18 protein-coding genes, 1 tRNA gene and 1 pseudogene are annotated in these 15,300 nt (G+C 70.9%); 5 read left to right on the forward strand and 15 right to left on the reverse strand.

Annotation, left to right across the window (positions count from 1 at the left end; all coding sequences use genetic code 11):
• Window positions 1-22: 22 nt before the first annotated feature.
• The 13 genes from IE106_RS16475 to IE106_RS16535 all read right to left on the reverse strand — a co-directional run bounded on the left by IE106_RS16475 (window position 23) and on the right by IE106_RS16535 (window position 6,428).
• Window positions 23-202 (reverse strand): hypothetical protein, encoded by a 180-nt coding sequence (locus IE106_RS16475; protein ID WP_189535114.1) that lies wholly within the window; start codon window positions 200-202, stop codon window positions 23-25.
• A complete protein-coding gene (locus IE106_RS16480; protein WP_189534610.1) occupies window positions 199-387 on the reverse strand; it encodes a hypothetical protein in 189 nt (62 codons plus the stop codon). The genes IE106_RS16475 and IE106_RS16480 overlap by 4 nt, the downstream gene beginning before the upstream one ends.
• Window positions 388-547: 160 nt before the next feature.
• On the reverse strand, window positions 548-790 hold the full coding sequence (locus IE106_RS16485; protein WP_189534612.1) for a hypothetical protein: 243 nt from the start codon (window positions 788-790) through the stop codon (window positions 548-550).
• A gap of 150 nt (window positions 791-940) precedes the next feature.
• The gene (locus IE106_RS16490) at window positions 941-3,034 is read right to left on the reverse strand and encodes a cell division protein FtsK (RefSeq protein ID WP_189534614.1); all 2,094 of its coding nucleotides are present in this window, start codon (window positions 3,032-3,034) and stop codon (window positions 941-943) included.
• 88 nt (window positions 3,035-3,122) lie between these two features.
• A complete protein-coding gene (locus IE106_RS16495) occupies window positions 3,123-3,323 on the reverse strand; it encodes a hypothetical protein (protein ID WP_189534616.1) in 201 nt (66 codons plus the stop codon).
• 26 nt (window positions 3,324-3,349) lie between these two features.
• The gene (locus IE106_RS16500) at window positions 3,350-3,541 is read right to left on the reverse strand and encodes a hypothetical protein (RefSeq protein ID WP_189534617.1); all 192 of its coding nucleotides are present in this window, start codon (window positions 3,539-3,541) and stop codon (window positions 3,350-3,352) included.
• 80 nt (window positions 3,542-3,621) lie between these two features.
• The gene (locus tag IE106_RS16505) at window positions 3,622-3,813 is read right to left on the reverse strand and encodes a hypothetical protein (protein ID WP_189534619.1); all 192 of its coding nucleotides are present in this window, start codon (window positions 3,811-3,813) and stop codon (window positions 3,622-3,624) included.
• A 1-nt stretch (window position 3,814) separates the two neighbouring features.
• Window positions 3,815-4,144 (reverse strand): hypothetical protein, encoded by a 330-nt coding sequence (locus tag IE106_RS16510; RefSeq protein ID WP_189534621.1) that lies wholly within the window; start codon window positions 4,142-4,144, stop codon window positions 3,815-3,817.
• Entirely contained in the window at window positions 4,141-4,476 is a 336-nt protein-coding gene (locus IE106_RS16515; protein ID WP_189534623.1) for an RRQRL motif-containing zinc-binding protein, read from the reverse strand. The genes IE106_RS16510 and IE106_RS16515 overlap by 4 nt, the downstream gene beginning before the upstream one ends.
• Complete coding sequence (locus tag IE106_RS16520) at window positions 4,473-5,609, reverse strand: hypothetical protein (RefSeq protein WP_189534625.1); 1,137 nt, start codon at window positions 5,607-5,609, stop codon at window positions 4,473-4,475. Before IE106_RS16520 ends, IE106_RS16515 begins: the two co-directional genes overlap by 4 nt.
• Window positions 5,606-5,848, reverse strand: coding sequence for a hypothetical protein (locus IE106_RS16525; RefSeq protein WP_189534627.1), 243 nt, complete (start codon window positions 5,846-5,848; stop codon window positions 5,606-5,608). The genes IE106_RS16520 and IE106_RS16525 overlap by 4 nt, the downstream gene beginning before the upstream one ends.
• Window positions 5,848-6,165, reverse strand: a complete 318-nt coding sequence (locus IE106_RS16530) for a hypothetical protein (protein ID WP_189534630.1) — start codon at window positions 6,163-6,165, stop codon at window positions 5,848-5,850. Before IE106_RS16530 ends, IE106_RS16525 begins: the two co-directional genes overlap by 1 nt.
• Complete coding sequence (locus IE106_RS16535) at window positions 6,162-6,428, reverse strand: DUF6284 family protein (protein WP_189534631.1); 267 nt, start codon at window positions 6,426-6,428, stop codon at window positions 6,162-6,164. The genes IE106_RS16530 and IE106_RS16535 overlap by 4 nt, the downstream gene beginning before the upstream one ends.
• 635 nt (window positions 6,429-7,063) lie before the next feature.
• Here IE106_RS16535 and IE106_RS16540 point away from each other — a divergent pair.
• Window positions 7,064-8,197: a helix-turn-helix domain-containing protein gene (locus IE106_RS16540; RefSeq protein ID WP_189534633.1), complete on the forward strand. Its 1,134-nt coding sequence runs from the start codon at window positions 7,064-7,066 to the stop codon at window positions 8,195-8,197.
• On the opposite strand, the gene IE106_RS16545 is transcribed toward IE106_RS16540, so the two are convergent.
• Together IE106_RS16545 and IE106_RS16550 are read right to left on the reverse strand one after the other, a co-directional pair.
• Entirely contained in the window at window positions 8,181-8,957 is a 777-nt protein-coding gene (locus IE106_RS16545) for an NUDIX domain-containing protein (RefSeq protein WP_189534635.1), read from the reverse strand. The genes IE106_RS16540 and IE106_RS16545 overlap by 17 nt on opposite strands.
• Window positions 8,958-10,652: 1,695 nt before the next feature.
• The gene (locus IE106_RS16550; protein WP_189534637.1) at window positions 10,653-11,132 is read right to left on the reverse strand and encodes a hypothetical protein; all 480 of its coding nucleotides are present in this window, start codon (window positions 11,130-11,132) and stop codon (window positions 10,653-10,655) included.
• Window positions 11,133-11,476: 344 nt separating this feature from the next.
• Here IE106_RS16550 and IE106_RS16555 point away from each other — a divergent pair.
• The 4 genes and pseudogenes from IE106_RS16555 (at window position 11,477) to IE106_RS16570 (ending at window position 15,274) form a co-directional block, all read left to right on the forward strand.
• A tRNA-Trp gene (locus IE106_RS16555) sits at window positions 11,477-11,551 on the forward strand.
• Window positions 11,552-11,609: 58 nt separating this feature from the next.
• Window positions 11,610-12,391, forward strand: a pseudogene (locus IE106_RS16560) (DUF817 domain-containing protein).
• Window positions 12,392-12,900: 509 nt separating this feature from the next.
• Window positions 12,901-13,446, forward strand: coding sequence for a SigE family RNA polymerase sigma factor (locus IE106_RS16565; RefSeq protein WP_189534639.1), 546 nt, complete (start codon window positions 12,901-12,903; stop codon window positions 13,444-13,446).
• A 178-nt stretch (window positions 13,447-13,624) separates the two neighbouring features.
• Window positions 13,625-15,274: a long-chain fatty acid--CoA ligase gene (locus IE106_RS16570; RefSeq protein ID WP_189534641.1), complete on the forward strand. Its 1,650-nt coding sequence runs from the start codon at window positions 13,625-13,627 to the stop codon at window positions 15,272-15,274.
• Window positions 15,275-15,300 lie beyond the last annotated feature (26 nt).

Here is a 15,300-nt window from a genome sequence, read left to right on the forward strand (position 1 = left end):
GAGAGGGGCCGCCCTCGTGCTGCTACTGGTCGGTGGTGCGGTGGGTGGCGGTGAGGTAGAGCCGGACGCGGCCGGGGGTGCGGGTGGGGTACTGGCGGGCCGGGCCGACGGTGAACGCCTTCGCGAGCGCGGCGCGGATGCGGTCGGTGTCGTCGGGGGCGCAGATGATGCGGATCTCGAACACGGGGCTCGTGCGGCTCACAGGGCGGGGATGGCTTGGACGATGGCGGCGGTGAGCTGGTTGATGGGTTCGGCGGCGCCGGTGGAGGCGAGGAAGAACCCGAATCCGGCGGCGGTGAACGCGGAGCCGTAGCTGAGGCTGTTGGAGCGCAGGAGGAAGAACAGGGCGAGGCCGAAGAGGGCGACCAGGGAGATGGTCACGGCCATGGCGGGAACTCCTTTGACGGTGGGCCGGGGCGGCTGGTTAGGCTGCGGGCACCTCGGGTGCTGACAAGCCCGGGGGATGGCCGACGGCGCGTCCGCCTGGCTCCAGCTAGGAGCGGGGTACGTCTCATGACGGGTGCCGTCGGCCGCTTTGCGTCCGGGGTCAGCGGGTGCCGGTGTGGTGGGTGGCGCGGGCGGTGGTGAGCAGGCGGCGGCCGGCGCGGACGCGCTTGCCGTGGCCTTTGCAGCGGCGGCAGCGCTTGCCGCGGGTGGGGCGGCCTTTGCGGTCGGTGTGGGTGGCGAAGCCGAAGCCGCGGCACTTGCGGCAGATGCCGAACGGGGAGGCCGCGCACAACAGTGCGTAACCGGCGAGGATCAGCAGGAGGGTGAGGCTAGCGAGAGCCACCGGGGCTCACATCCCTTCGCAGGGCGGGTTTCGGGGGTTTGCGCAGGTGGGCCGCTAGTCGCTAGTTCGCTGATCAGCGGCCCTATAGGGCGCTAGTGGGGTTGCTAGACCTAGCGGGCGCGGGTGCTAGGTCTAGCAAGCCTGCTCGGGTCAGGCGGCGGCCCGGTCGGCGTTACGGCGTGTGATGGCGGCGGTCACGTCGGCGCGTTTGATGCCGCGCCGGTTGGCGCCTTCGCCGGTGTCGGTCTGCCCCCAGACCTGGCCCGGCTTGATGCCCCAGGGCTTGAGGGCGGCGGTGACGTTCTCGCCTTGCCACCCCGCGTACGTCTGGGGGTGTGCGGCGGTGAGGCGGGTGGCGATCCGCTCGCACCACACGGCCTTCTCGCCGTCCGCGATCACATCGAGGATGTCCGCGAGGATGTCCGACCCGCTTGTCTTGTCGGGGCCCTTGCCGATGGCGTGGCCGGTGACGTTGCCGTACTCCTCGCGCAGCTGGCGGGCGCGGGCGACGACCTGCTGGGCAGCGACCGCGTCCACGAACGCCGACGCCACGATGCGGGGGTCGTCGCCCTCGCCGGCCATCCAGCAGATGCCGCGGTCGGAGCGGGAGAACATGGTGGCCCGGTAGCCGGACTTGTACATCGAGGTGCCCAGCACCATGTCGTTGGCGGGCTGGCCCATGACCTTCAGGCAGAACCGCAGGACCGCGTTCGCGCTGATGCCGGTGGGCAGGGACTTGGCGTCGGGGCGCTGGGTGCCGAAGAGGGCGACGATGCCGAGTGCGGGGCCGCGCTTGACCAGGTCGGTGCAGATCGCTTCGATCTCCCCGCCGTGTTCGGAGTGCTCGAAGGGGACCTGGCACTCGTCGAAGCCGACCACGATCGGATGCAGCCCCAGGCTCTTGTCGCTGGCGAGTTCGGGGGTGACTTTGGATTCCGGGCAGCGGCTCGCCGGCAGGCCCTTGATGACCTTCGCGCGGCGCCGCAGTTCCTCCTTCAGCTCCCGCAGCGCGTCCAGCACGTATCCGATGTCGTCGTCTTCCTCCCCGGCCCGGTAGCGGTGGCAGACCGGTTCCAGGGCGCCGAAGTCTCCGGTGCCCTTGAAGTCGAACGCGTGGATCTCCGCGCGCGGGTCGAGGGCGGCGATGAGCAGCAGCAGCCGCATGAGGAAGGTCTTGCCCATGCGGGGGATGGACCCGACGACGACGGAGGCGAACATCAGCGTCACCGCGACGTCGCGCATGCGCTGGTCGTTGCCGAAGACGACCGGCTTGAACAGGTCGACCGTGCCCGACTTCAGCAGCGGCCAGGCCGGTTTGGTGGTCTCGTTCATCGGCTTGTCCCCCACCCACAGCACCAGCCGCCCCTCATGCTCGGCGGGGTCGGGGGAGGGCCACACGCAGCCGACCTTCCGGCGCAGACCGGAGGCGAGCGGCTTGCGGGCCTCCATGATGTCCTCGGGGGTCACGCCGTAGGGAAGGTCCAGGTCGGCGCGGTAGCCGGGCCCGTCGCGCACGATCTCCGAGACGAACCGCAGCCCGTTCATGTCGCCGCCCTTCTTGATGGCGGCGGAGATCTTCGCGTTCCCGATCGAGTCCAGACCGCGCAGCACGATCGACCCGGTGAGCTTCTGCACCTCCGTCTTCAGCACCGCCGGACCCACAACCGGCGCGTCGGGCTGCTGCCCGGCGAGGCCGAGCAGCAGCACCCCGCCCGCGGCGAACGCGTACAGGTAGGCCGGGGCCAGGACGTACAGCCACAGGGCGAAGCCCACCCCGAACACGGCCGCCACCAAGGTCACCAGACCCCGCAGGCGGACACGGCCGGCCCGGAGCTTGGCCAGGCGCATGTACTCCTCGACGTCCTGCTGGGCCACCGCGTGCGCCCGCAGCGGGGCCGCCTCCCGATCCCACACCCACCGGTGGGTAGAGGCGACGAACCGGCACGCACCGCGCGGCGCCATCACGGCCAGCCGTCCGGCGTACACCGGGATGCGGACGCCGTGGTAGAGGGCGGCGTAGCCGATGTTCGCGGCGGTGTGGCGGGCGGTGGCGGTGAAGTCGTGGCGGTTGGTCAGCCACCCGGCCAGCACCGGCTTGCGCTTCTCACTGACCACACCCGGTGCGGGCAAGGCGGGATTGTCGACCGGCGGCGGCGCGGCCGGAACCTCGTCCGGGTCGGGGGCGTCGGCGGCCGGGGCGGGTACGGGGCGAAGGTGTGTCGGCGGACTGGTCGTGTCCGTCATGCTGGGACTCTCCTGTCTGCACAGGCGGATAAGGGGGCCCGGGGCGGCCGGCGGTCCTTGGCCGGGTGTCGGCCGCCCCGGGGCGAACTCACTGCTGGTTGATGGACGCGCCGAGGATGCGCATGGTGATCAGTTGGCGCGTCGTCTTGTCGTCGCCGCGGTCGACCAGGGCGTTGGCGGGGCCGTCGTCGCCGGCGTTCAGCGCGCGGGCGGCGTGGTCCAGCTCCGCGCCGGTGATCAGCACGGTGTCGGTGGCCTCGGCCTTCTGCTTGCGGGAGAACAGGCCCATCACGGGGTCCCTTCGGATGTGGGTGGTCAGTGGGTGCGGCGGGCGTGGTCGTAGTCGGCGGCCGTGCACCCGGCGGCCTCCGCCGCGGCCGCCGCGCGGTCCGCGAGCTGGGCGGCCTGCCGGGCGACGTCGGAGCCGATGCCGTGCTCGGCGCCGAGGCGGACCATGTCCTGTCCGGCGCGGACGGCGAGGGCGGCGAGCTGCTGCTTGCGGGTCATGCAGACCCCTTTCCGTGGCGGGGCCGGACTGTCCGGCTCCCCTCACCACCCCCGACGGGCGGGGGCGGATCGGGCAGCCGTCAGGCGGGCCGCAGCTCCCACAGGTGGCACAGCACGGGGGCGATCAGCCAACTGATCCCGTTGACGGTCCACCGGCCGCCGGTGAGCGGCCCGGGCGGGACCTCATCCACGATCCGGCCCGTGCGGCCGACCGCGCGCGGGTCGTCCTCACACGCCACGATCAGGACCTTGTCACCAGCCTGGAAGGACATGTCAGGCCCCCTTCCTGACGGTGCTCTGCCAGACGGAGCGCAGGACGAGCAGGGCCACGACCAGAGCCACGGCGGAGACGGCCACGGCGGCGATCGACACGGCGAGCGAGACGGCCAGGAAGCCGCCGCCCACCCCCAGCGCCAGCCACCGGCCGGGGTGGACGGTCGGCCGCGGGACGTGCTGGCAGACATGCGCCGCCGCCGGCGGCTGCTGCTGGGCGAGCTGGGCGGCCTGCACCGCGGCGAGCACCAGCGCGTAGGTCTCGGACTGCTCGGCGGCGGCCGCAGCTTCGACGGCCGCGCGGTCGACGGGATGGGGCTGGGGGATCACGGGGTCTCCTCACTGGGGTAGGCGCAGGGCACGCACATGCCGAGCGACCGCGGGATGCAGTACCCGGCATCCCGCCTACAGGACGGGCAGGTCCGCCGCGCCGCCATGGCCCGGTTGAGGGCGGCGGCGCGGCCGGGCGTCATCGGGCGAACGGGCGCGGCGAGGTCGATGCGGTAGAGGTAGGCGACCAGCGGCCCCTGCCGGCGGCGCGGCCGTTCAAGCTGCGCCGCCACCGGCTGGCCGCCCGGCCGCAGACCGCGGGCGCGCAGTTGGCGGCGGGTGGCCAGCCCTTCCGGGGCGAGGCGCCATCGGTAGGTGGGGATGGTGCTCACCGGGCGCTCCCGACCATCGCGGTGACGGTGGTGCGGCGGGCGGTTTCGGCGGCCGCAGTCCGCGCGGCGGTGCTGTAGCGGGGGGTGTCGCCCTTGCGGCGGCGCGGCGGCGCGGGCCGCTTCTTCGGCGCCTTCTTCGGCGTGCCGGAGGTGGGGGGCATTTGGTTCGCGACCTGCGGCGATGCGCGCCGGATCGGCACCACGTCACCGCCGGTGGGCAGCACCCACTCCTGTGCCCGCAGACCGGCGGTGATGCGCTCGCGCAGCTCGGCGGCGGTGGGCCGGCGGGCGGCGGCCAGCGCCGTGGTGGAGCGGACCGCGCGGCGGTGCAGATCCGGGGTCATGCCGGGCTCGGCGGCGCCGTGCACGATCTCCCACGCCCGCGCCCACGCCTCCTCGGCGTCCAGCGTCCCGAACGGCGCGGCGGAGACGAGTCGGTCCGCGAGCTGGGCGACCTTGCGGTGGTCCCGGCGGCGCCGCCGGGCGTGACGCCGGCGCTCCGCCTGCTGCTCGTCCCCGGTCGCGGCCGACAGGGTCGACACCCACTGCCGGATCTCGAAGACCAGCGGCCCCAGCAGTGACACGGCAGCGAGCCCCGCCCCGGCCACAGTCGCGTCCGCGTCCGACAAACCCTCAAGGTGGCGGCCGTAGCTCCAGTTGATGGCGGCGGCGAACGCGGCGCAGGTGGCGACCAGGGCGCGCAGCAGCCACCGCACCCACCCGGGCAGCCCGCGCTCGTCGGCGTAGGCGACACCGGCCGCCATCACCCACGCGGCGCCCTCGATGGCGAGCGGCACCGGCAGGAGAAGCGGGTGGATCGCACCGAAGTGGAGAATCTGCGCGGGCAGGGAAGCGGCGGCCGACGAACCGACCAGGCCCAGCGTCCCGGTCCGGTACACCCGCCCGGCGGTCAGAGTCTCTGCCCGGCGGGCGGCCCGCTCGGCACGGAGCCGTACCTTGTCCTGCCGGCGCTGCTCGGCTTCGGCGCGCTGCTGTTCGCGCAGCCGGGCGGCGCGTTCGTCGGCCTCCCGCTGCCGGGCGGCCCGCAGCTCCTCGGCCGCGGCGGCGTCCTGGCGGCGCTGCCGGGCCGCAGCCGCGGCGTCCCGGCGGCGCTCTGCGCGGTAGTCGCTCACCGGCCCGCCGCCTTCCGCACGGTGCGGGCGCACAGCGGGCACCCCTGTCCGGTCGGGGCCGGGGAGACAGTGGCCAGCGCGGCGAGCAGCACCAGGGCGAGCGCGCCGACCACGACGGCGACGACCAGGAGCCGGGAGGCGACGGCGACCAGCGCCGCGACGGCCAGGTACGCGGGCGTCTCGCCGCTGGTGGCCAGGTGGTGCGCGGCCAGCGCCAGGCGGCGGCGGAGGTTCCTCATCACGCACCGTCCACGGGGGCGGGTGTGAGGCGTCCGAAGCCGACCAGGTGCAGGTGGGCGCCGGCGTAGGTGGTGTCCGTCGTCAGGACGCGGGTGTGGTCGCCCTGCTCGCGGTAGCTCACCGCCTCCGGGGCGATGCCCAGCGCGGCGCGCCACGCCTCGAAGGCGGCGAGGTTGTCGTGGAAGGTCAGGTCCAGGCGGTCCGGGTAGACCGTCGACACCGACACGCAGGGCGCCGGCAGGTGCGCGAACTCGGCACTGAACAGGCGCAGCGCGAGCAGCGGCGTGTTCAGCTCCGCCAGGGTCAGGGTGCTCACGCGGCACCGCCCGCCTGTGCCACGCTGGCGCGGTTGGCCGCGTCGCGGCGGGCGGTCAGGACGCGGTGGCGGGCCCGGCGGATCCGGCGGGTGTCCAGCTCCGTGACCGGCCGGTCCAAGACCATGATCTGGGCGTCCAGCAGGTCGACCTCCGCCAGGATCAGCGGGAGCTCCTGCTCGATCGCCTCCAGGTCCGCCGCCGACGGCTCACCGTCGAACGACACGGCCGTAACAGCCGCGGAACGTGCTTCGATGGACTTCATTGGGTGTGTTCCTCTCTGACAGGAACGGCCCAGCCGAGGCCCCGGTGTGTCCGCACCGGGGCCTCTCGCCGTTGGAACCGATCTCCGGTTCCCCTCGACCCCGCCCGTACGGTGCCCCCGCGAGAGGGGCCGGACGGGCGGAGGAGGCAACCGGCCGCAGCCAAGAGCTGCGGGGATGGCGAAGCGTTCTGTGGCCCAGCGGGGCCCGCGATCTTTGCCCTTGTTTCACCGCGCGCATGGATCGCTTGTCCGCCCCGCAAGGGCGGCCTGGGAGAAGGTGCGTGCTGCTCGCACGGCAGGGCCTACGGCTTGTCGCAGATGCCTGTGTCCACTGTTCAGTTCTCAATGACCGGCAGCTACTCAATGAGCGCGGTAACCCTGGGGGCTCCCGTCGAGACGAGACTCACCGAGTGCTGATGGGCGTCGTCCTGTAGAGCTCACCGGTCGGATCCGAGGGATCCATCTGGTGCGCACCAGAAGGATGGCATCTGGTGCGCACCAGATGCAACCCCTTCGGTGCGACTGGTGCCGGCGTGCATGTCCAGAGAACGGCCGAAGTGGGGTGCTCCGGTAGCCAACGGGGGTTAACCTCAAGGGTGTTAACCGGCTCTCACCTGCGGCTTTATGGAGGCGGCGTGGCGACAGGGTTAAGGGCAGCCAGGACGGCGCGGGGTTGGTCGCAGGACCGATTGGTCTACGAGATGGGGCGGTTCGCAGAACAGCGGCTGCTCGACATCGCTTCGGCGGCGAGCCTGAAGACCTACATCTCCGAGTGGGAGAACGGGCGCCGCACGATCACTGACCGGTACGCCGGGATCCTCCGACCCCTTCTCGGCGTCACGGACACCGAGCTACGGGGCGGGGCCGAGCCGACGCCCCCGCAGGCGGACGGGTACGAAGACCTGCTGAGCCGAATCGACTTGGCGGGGAGCCTGAGCAAGTCCATGGTCCAGTCGTTCTTCGACCAGACCGAACTACTGCGGACCATGGACCGGCAGATGGGTGCCACCGGTCTGGTCGACCAGATGAACGGGCACCTCGCGGCCATGGAAGACGCGTTGACCTTCGCGGTCCTGCCGGACACACGACGCCCCATCGCGATTGCTCTGGCCGGGGCATCCACCCTTGCCGCGTGGCAGGCTCTGGACGCGGGCGCCGTGGAGCGGGCGTGGCGGCGGTACGAGCTGGCGAAGAAGGCGGCGCAGGACGCCGAGTCGCCGCTGTACCTTGCTCACGCCATGGGTGAGCAGGCGTACGTGCTGGCTGACGCCGGCCGCCCGCAGCTCGCCGTCGAACTGGTGCGGAACGCGCAGCAGACCCAGCCCGAGCGGCAGTCGCCCCGGCTGCGGGCATGGCTCGCCGCCGCCGAGGCCGAGCTGTGTGCCGCCGCCGGGGCGGGCATGGAGTCGGACGCACTGGCAGCCATGGAGCGAGCGACTGCCCTGCTGCCTGACGACGGAGAGTCCCGTGATCCCGAGATGCTGAGCATCTTCCTCAACACGGGACACCTGACCCGGTGGCGCGGGAACGTGCTTGCCAAGCTAGGAGACGGGTCGGCGATGGAGGAGTTGTACGCCTCCCTGGAGGGCGCCGATCCCTCCTTCGTGCGTGCCCGGTCGGGTCTGCACTGCGACCTCGTCCAGGCCCACCTTGCCCGCGGCGAGCTGGACGACGCGCGCACTCATCTTCAGCAGGCCAGGCTGCTGGCGAACCGCACGGGGTCCGTGCGGTATCGCCGGCGTGTGGAACTGCTCACCGGGCGGTTGTAGGCCGCGACGAGAGCAGGTGAAGGAGGGCGACGAGCGTCCCGGAGCCCATCAGCTTGCCCTCGCTCATGAGGGCGGGGATCTCGTCCAGGGGGATCCAGGCGACGTGTCCGGCTTCCTCGGCGTCGGTCGGCTCCCCGACCTTCGTGGCGCCGCGCGCCACGAAGATCTCGTGGGGAGAGTCCACCATGCCGATCATCGGCTGGTACGTGACCACGTGCTCGACCTTCGCCGGACGCCAGCCCGTCTCCTCCTCGGTTTCACGCGCGGCCGTGACGGCGGCGTCCTCGCCGGCGTCCACGATGCCCCCGGGAAGCTCCCAGCCCCACTGCTGCGGGACGAAGCGGTATCGCCACAGCATGAGTACGCGGTCCTGCTCGTCGACCACGGCGGTGATCGCCACGTGGTGCAGTCGGACCACGTGATGTTCGAAGCGCTCCACGCCGGGTGGCTCCACGTCCACCAGGTCCAGGTTCACCCAGCGGTTCTCGTAGATACGGCGGCTGCCGTGGATCTGCCACGGTTCCAGGCCGGTCGGCGTGGGGACGCCCTCCCCGCCTGCGACCCGGTAGGCGCTGCGGTCGTACGCCTTGATGAAGCGCTCGTTCGCCAGCCGGGTCATGACCTGACGCAGCGCCGTGCGGCCGATCTCCAGCTCAGCGCTGAGCGTGCGTTCCGACGGCAGCTTGGCGCCGGGGCCGTACCGGCCCGACTCGATCCAGGATCGGATCGTCTCGTAGACCCTCTGCGTCTTGGGTCCCATCCTCGGCGCACCCTCCCCGCTCGTCGGCTGCTGCTGGCCAGAGTATCGGGGAAGAGGTGTGGGTGATTCGGTCAAGTGGACCTCTCTTGCTTCCGAGATACTTTCTGTGATGTAAGTCACATTTTTGTTTCGGAGCGCTACAAGGTGGCCCGCGATGGCAACGGGCGCCTTTCGTTGCTACGCGCAGGGCGGTGGCCTCTTGTGTGCCCGGGGGTTGATAGGTGGGTCACTAGCTCTTGACGGTGGCGCGCGTATTGGGTGAGAAGGGCGCCTGTGACCTGCAAGGTGATCTACCAAGTTACACTTACACATTGCAACGTGACGTTGCAACATCGGGAGGCAAAATGGGTAGATTGGCCCACCTAAGCGCATCTACAGATGCGTAATTTACTTCGTTGCTTTAGCAAATTAGCTAATGATGGGCCGAGATGCAAAAGGTGTGGAGTTTGGGTCACCCTAGGCAGGCAGTCAGGGTGGCGTGGCCAAACTGAGAGACGGCCCCCGCTAGCACGGGAGCCGCCCTGACCAAACTCTCAGCAGGAGAAGGGTCAGGAATGACAGTACCGATTGAGCCCCGAGTCTCAACTTCGAGAAAGGTCAATGGCGCGAGGCGACAGCTCCAAGGTGTGCCGCAGCGTCGAAGGATCTCTCGGCGGAGTGTCTATGGGGCGGGCCTCCTGAGCGCGGCCATCCTGGCTGCGGTTCTCGTCCATGCTTTCCCCGCCCTTGCGTTGCCTCTAGGCGCCGCTCTCGCTGTTCTGGCTGCGGTTCCGCCGCTTGCTCAGTGGTTGTCCGGGCGCTAGGTGCAGGCTCGCTGTTTAGTGGGCTATGGCCATCCTATGGCCAAGTCGTATCGCAGGCGGTGCGGTGAGGTGGAATAAGACCAGCTCACAACCCATGTGGAGCCTGGTTTCTCACCGGTCTTGAAAACCGTCGTGGCGCGAGTCACCGTGGGTTCAAATCCCACACCCACCGCCAGACAAAACGGCCCCTGACCAGGTAATTCGGTCAGGGGCCGTTCGTGTGCCGGTTCGCTCGCACCACCCGATGTTCCCCGCCGCTCCCCGTGCGACGGGGCACGGCACACTGGGCGTGTCGGCGTCGGTGGGTCTGGCTGGGGGGATCATGAGCAAGGGTTGGCCTGAGCGTTGGTGGTCGACGGCTCTTGTCGCCGTGGCGTTGGTCGGCGTCGTGTCTTACGACGTCTGGTGGGTCGCGGGGATCCTTGCGGAGCCAGTCGTGGACTGGTGGGAACTCCTTGGACCGGGCCTGGGGGGAGCCTGGTTCGCCGCCCTGGCGGTGTCGACTGCTCACCGTGCGGCCACCCTCCGCAGGAACGCGCGAACTTGACTTGTCTCCGGCACTCGTGACCTGCGTCGGCTGCCCTCCGTCCCAGCCCACCGCTTTCCCCGGCCACGCACGCCCCTACGGACCCACAGCCAGCGACGGCGCCCCCGCCGTCTCGGGCACTCCGACACGAGCGTCACCGCCCGCCACTACGCTCGGCCCGTTGCCGGTCGTGACGCCCCAGTGGCGGAGGCGGCGGACAGTCGGCTCAATCGGTCGGACACTGACGGCGACGGTCCCGCGGACACCACAGCGGACCGAGCATCGTGCCGTGGTCGTTTACCGCAGCGGCCCCCTGACCGAACCTGTGGTCGAGGGGCCGCTGTGTGCCTACTGAGCATGCGGACTTCACAGCGCGGCGACGCTGCTCGATATCGCCAGATCCGACCGCGCTGCCTCATGGAGCATGTTGAGCGTCTCAACCAGGGGAATCGAGCGAAGTTCGGCCGTGCCGCTTGACGCTGCCCGGGCCCTCTCCAGCAGTTCCCAGGTTCGCTGGTTGACTGCATGAGCGGCGGTGGCAGCGTTCTCATTGCTCAGCAGGACGAAGGTCTCGAAGAGGACCGACCTCCTGTTCTCGCTCTCTTCCATCTCCTTCAACGCCTCAGAGGCATCCCTGCCCTGGTCACGGGCTCGCCCGGCAGCCATCGCGGCCCTTTGGATCTCCTTGATGCACGTCACGTACTCGATGTACGTGTCGAGCTTCCGCTCGTCCCATCGTGTGGTCATCTCCCTGCGGAATCTGGCACGTTCGGCTGTCACCGTCGCGAAGTAGGACGTCAGGGCACCGATGAGAACACCGATCAAGGTAAAGATCTGGCTGGCCATGATGGACAACGTACCTTCGGAGGGGGCCGCGGGCCGGGGGCCGGAGGGGCAGGCGAAGCCCTCGCTCGGAGGGCATGATCTTGAGCTTGGGGCACGTGACGGGCGTGACGACGAAGACGACGACTGCGTCGGGAGGCTCGTATCCGTCTGACCTGCGACCGAGCCGCCTGTTCGCCGCATCGCGGAAAGATCTTGAAAACCGTCGTCGCGCGCGAGTCACCGTGGGTTCCATTCCGCACCCACCGCAGCGGACCGGTGCCCGCGCCGGTCGAGAAGGGGTGTCCCGTCGTCGGGGCACCCCTCTTGGTGTCGGGTGCGGTGTTTTCTAGAGTGACCGGTGGGGCGGGGCCGTAGCGCAGGGGTCGTCGCGCGCGGTCTCCAAAACCGCGAGGACGCCGGTTCGAATCCGGTCGGTTCCGCCCCGCCTGCGCGGGCCGGAGGAAAACCGGCGGCAGGGCGCGGTGCGTCCCTGGTGGCATGGACGCGATGTCTCGTGGTGTGCGGCAGTTCCTCTCGTTCGGGCTTCTGCAGGTGCGCTGTTGTGCCTTCGCCGTGGCGCTCGTCGGGGGCATCGCGGTGTCCGCCGTGCTGCCCGAACTGCCCGTCGCGCGGTACGACCTGGTGCTCGTGTACGGGGTCGCCCTGGCCTTCGTCGCCCGGCGGGTGGGGTGGGACACCGCGCGGGACACCGGGGTGATCGCCGCCTGCCACGTCATCGGGTTGCTGTTCGAACTCGTCAAGGTGCGGCTCGGATCGTGGAGTTACCCCGAGGACGCCCTCACGAAGGTCGCCGGGGTGCCGCTGTACGGGGGGTTCCTGTACGCCGCGGTCGGGAGCTACGTGTGGCGGGCCTGGCACCTCTTCGACCTGCGCGTCCTCGGGTACCGGGCGACCGTGACCGCGGTCCTCGCCGGTGCCGTCTACGTCAACTTCCTCACCCACCACTGGCTTCCGGACCTCCGCTGGCCGCTCGCCGCCGGACTGCTGCTGGCGACCGCCGGGCCCGGGTGCGGTTCACGGTCGGGGAGCGGTGGTACCGGATGCCGCTCGGGCTGTCGTTCGTGCTGATCGGGTTCTTCCTCTGGGTCGCCGAGAACGGCGCCACGTACGTCGGCGCCTGGAGCTACCCGCACCAGCTGGACGGCTGGGAGCCGGTCGCGTTGACCAAGTTCGGGGCGTGGGCGCTGTTGATCAGCGTGACCTTCGTGCTCGTCGAACGGACCCGGCGCCGGCGCGGTGGTGATCCCGCGGCGGTGTGATCCACGGGGTCCGGGGTTTATCGGGAGGGCTGTCACGCTTCAGGGGGATCGGGGCGTACACCCCGATTTGCCGGAGGGGTGATGGGCAGCATGATCCGCGAGACGACGAGGGCACACCACTCAGGGAGGACCGCATGACCCGCATCCCCACCGCCTGCCCCCCCGGCGCGGCCCCACCACCGGCGTGGAGGCCGGCCGCGCCGGCTCCGCCGACCACGCGGTCCCCACCAGGTGGGCCACGGCCCGAGGGGTGAGGCGACGAGGGGCGCCAGGGGAGGGCGACGAAAGAGGGGGGTGGGGAGGGGCGGCGATCCGCGGCCCGCACGCTGGTACGGAGGTACCGGGGTGCGGGCCGCGCGCCGTCTCCGGCCCCCGGAACCCTGACCGCGTGGCCGCCTCCCCTCCCCCTACAGGAGGTGGGACCCGTGCCGTCCCTACAACCTGAGGGGGACACCGTTTCGGGACCTGGGGGCGATCCCCGCGCGGGCACCCGCTCCTAGCGTGGACGTATGACCGCGACTACTGGCCCCGTCTGCGCCGGAGCCTCCACGGCCGCCACCGCGTACCCGTCCTTCTCCTCGTACGTACGGGCTCGGGGGCCCCTCCTGCTGCGCACCGCCCGCTCGCTCACCGCCAACCCGAGCGACGCCGAGGACCTGCTGCAGACCGCCCTCGCCAAGACGTTCGTGGCCTGGGAGCGCATCGAGGACCACCGCGCCCTCGACGGCTACGTGCGCCGCGCCCTCGTCAACACGCGCACGTCGCAGTGGCGCAAGCGCAAGGTGGAGGAGTTCGCGTGCGACGAGCTTCCCGAGCCGTACAGCGTGCCGGAGCCCGACCCGGCCGAGCGGCAGGCCCTGCACGACGCGATGTGGCGAGCGGTCATGAGGCTCCCCGACCGGCAGCGCGCCATGGTCGTCCTCCGGTACTACGAGGACCTCAGCGAGGCGCAGACGGCGGCGGTGCTCGGGGTCTCCGTGGGCACGGTCAAAAGCGCCGTCTCCCGCGCACTCGGCAAACTACGGGACGATCCGGAGCTCTCGCCGGTACGGTGACGCCGAGCGGCACGTCGCGCACGAGCGGTCCTACCCGGGCGGAGACGGCCCGAGCAGGGCACTCACGGGGGTGTTTCACGTGAAACCGCGTACCTCCGGGTAGTGACATACCGCTCGGTATGTGAGCAGAATCTGCACACCACACTGCCGCGTAGCGAGCGCCCATCGGGAGGACGCCGTGCTGAGCACCATGCAGGACGTACCGCTGACCGTCACCCGCATCCTTCACCACGGGATGACGATCCACGGGAAGTCGCAGATCACCACCTGGACCGGAGGGCCGGAGCCGCACCGCCGCAGCTTCGCCGAGACCGGCGTCCGGGCCACGCGGCTGGCCAACGCCCTGCGCGACGAACTCGGCGTCACCGGCGACGACCGGGTCGCGACGCTCATGTGGAACAACGCGGAGCACGTCGAGGCCTACCTGGCGATCCCCTCCATGGGCGCGGTCCTGCACACGCTCAACCTGCGCCTGCCGGCCGAGCAGCTGGTCTGGATCGTCAACCACGCCGCCGACCGGGTCATCCTGGTCAACGGCTCCCTCCTCCCGCTCCTCGCGCCGCTCCTGCCGCACCTGCCGACGGTCGAGCACGTCGTCGTCTCCGGCCCCGGCGACCGCTCCGTCCTCGACGAGGCCGCGCCGCGCGTCCACGACTACGAGGAGCTGATAGAGGGCCGCCCGGACACCTTCGACTGGCCCGAGCTGGACGAACGCCAGGCCGCGGCCATGTGCTACACCTCCGGCACCACCGGGGACCCCAAGGGCGTCGTCTACTCCCACCGCTCCATCTACCTGCACTCCATGCAGGTGAACATGTCCGAGTCCATGGGCCTCACCGACCGCGACACGACCCTCGTCGTCGTCCCGCAGTTCCACGTGAACGCCTGGGGCCTGCCACACGCCACCTTCATGAGCGGCGTGAACATGCTGATGCCGGACCGCTTCCTCCAGCCCGCCCCGCTGGCCGAGATGATCGAGAAGGAGCGGCCGACGCACGCCGCCGCCGTCCCCACCATCTGGCAGGGCCTCCTCGCCGAGGTGACCGCCAACCCGCGTGACATCTCCTCCATGGCCAACGTCACCATCGGCGGCGCCGCCTGCCCGCCCTCCCTCATGGAGGCGTACGACAAGCTGGGCGTCCGCCTCTGCCATGCCTGGGGCATGACGGAGACGTCCCCGCTCGGCACCATGGCGTTCCCGCCGGCCGGCCTGTCCGACGAGGAGGAGTGGCCGTACCGCGTCACGCAGGGCCGCTTCCCGGCCGGCGTCGAGGCGCGGCTGATCGGCCCGGGCGGCGAGACGCTGCCGTGGGACGGCGAGTCGGCCGGTGAGCTGGAGGTGCGCGGCCCGTGGATCGCGGGCGCGTACTACGGCGGCTCGCAGAGCGAGCCGCTGCGCCCCGAGGACAAGTTCAGCGAGGACGGCTGGCTGAAGACCGGCGACGTCGGCGTCATCAGCCCCGACGGGTTCCTCACCCTCACGGACCGCGCGAAGGACGTCATCAAGTCGGGCGGCGAGTGGATCTCGTCGGTCGAGCTGGAGAACGCCCTGATGGGCCACCCGGACGTCGCCGAGGCCGCCGTCGTGGCCGTCCCGGACGACCGGTGGGGCGAGCGCCCGCTCGCGACGGTCGTCCTCAAGGAGGGCGCGGACATCGGCTACGAGGTGCTGCGCGCGTTCCTCGCGGAGTCGGGCATCGCCAGGTGGCAGCTGCCGGAGCGCTGGGCGGTCATCCCGGCGGTGCCGAAGACGAGCGTCGGCAAGTTCGACAAGAAGGTGATCCGCAAGCAGTACGCGGACGGGGAGCTGGACGTCACCCGGCTCTGACCGGCTGCCCCGGTACGTGAGGGGGG

It is taken from the genome of Streptomyces roseolilacinus, assembly GCF_014649335.1.
In the GTDB taxonomy this organism is placed as follows: Bacteria; Actinomycetota; Actinomycetes; order Streptomycetales; family Streptomycetaceae; genus Streptomyces; species Streptomyces roseolilacinus.

Excerpts from the sequence above, each read along its gene's own strand:
- IE106_RS16565 (WP_189534639.1), top strand. The coding sequence starts at position 12,901 with ATGACCGCGACTACTGGCCCCGTCTGCGCCGGAGCCTCCACGGCCGCC.
- IE106_RS16480 (WP_189534610.1), bottom strand. The coding sequence starts at position 387 with ATGGCCGTGACCATCTCCCTGGTCGCCCTCTTCGGCCTCGCCCTGTTC.
- IE106_RS16505 (WP_189534619.1), bottom strand. The coding sequence starts at position 3,813 with ATGTCCTTCCAGGCTGGTGACAAGGTCCTGATCGTGGCGTGTGAGGAC.
- IE106_RS16525 (WP_189534627.1), bottom strand. The coding sequence starts at position 5,848 with ATGAGGAACCTCCGCCGCCGCCTGGCGCTGGCCGCGCACCACCTGGCC.
- IE106_RS16495 (WP_189534616.1), bottom strand. The coding sequence starts at position 3,323 with ATGGGCCTGTTCTCCCGCAAGCAGAAGGCCGAGGCCACCGACACCGTG.
- IE106_RS16490 (WP_189534614.1), bottom strand. The coding sequence starts at position 3,034 with ATGACGGACACGACCAGTCCGCCGACACACCTTCGCCCCGTACCCGCC.
- IE106_RS16550 (WP_189534637.1), bottom strand. The coding sequence starts at position 11,132 with ATGGCCAGCCAGATCTTTACCTTGATCGGTGTTCTCATCGGTGCCCTG.
- IE106_RS16545 (WP_189534635.1), bottom strand. The coding sequence starts at position 8,957 with ATGGGACCCAAGACGCAGAGGGTCTACGAGACGATCCGATCCTGGATC.
- IE106_RS16535 (WP_189534631.1), bottom strand. The coding sequence starts at position 6,428 with ATGAAGTCCATCGAAGCACGTTCCGCGGCTGTTACGGCCGTGTCGTTC.
- IE106_RS16500 (WP_189534617.1), bottom strand. The coding sequence starts at position 3,541 with ATGACCCGCAAGCAGCAGCTCGCCGCCCTCGCCGTCCGCGCCGGACAG.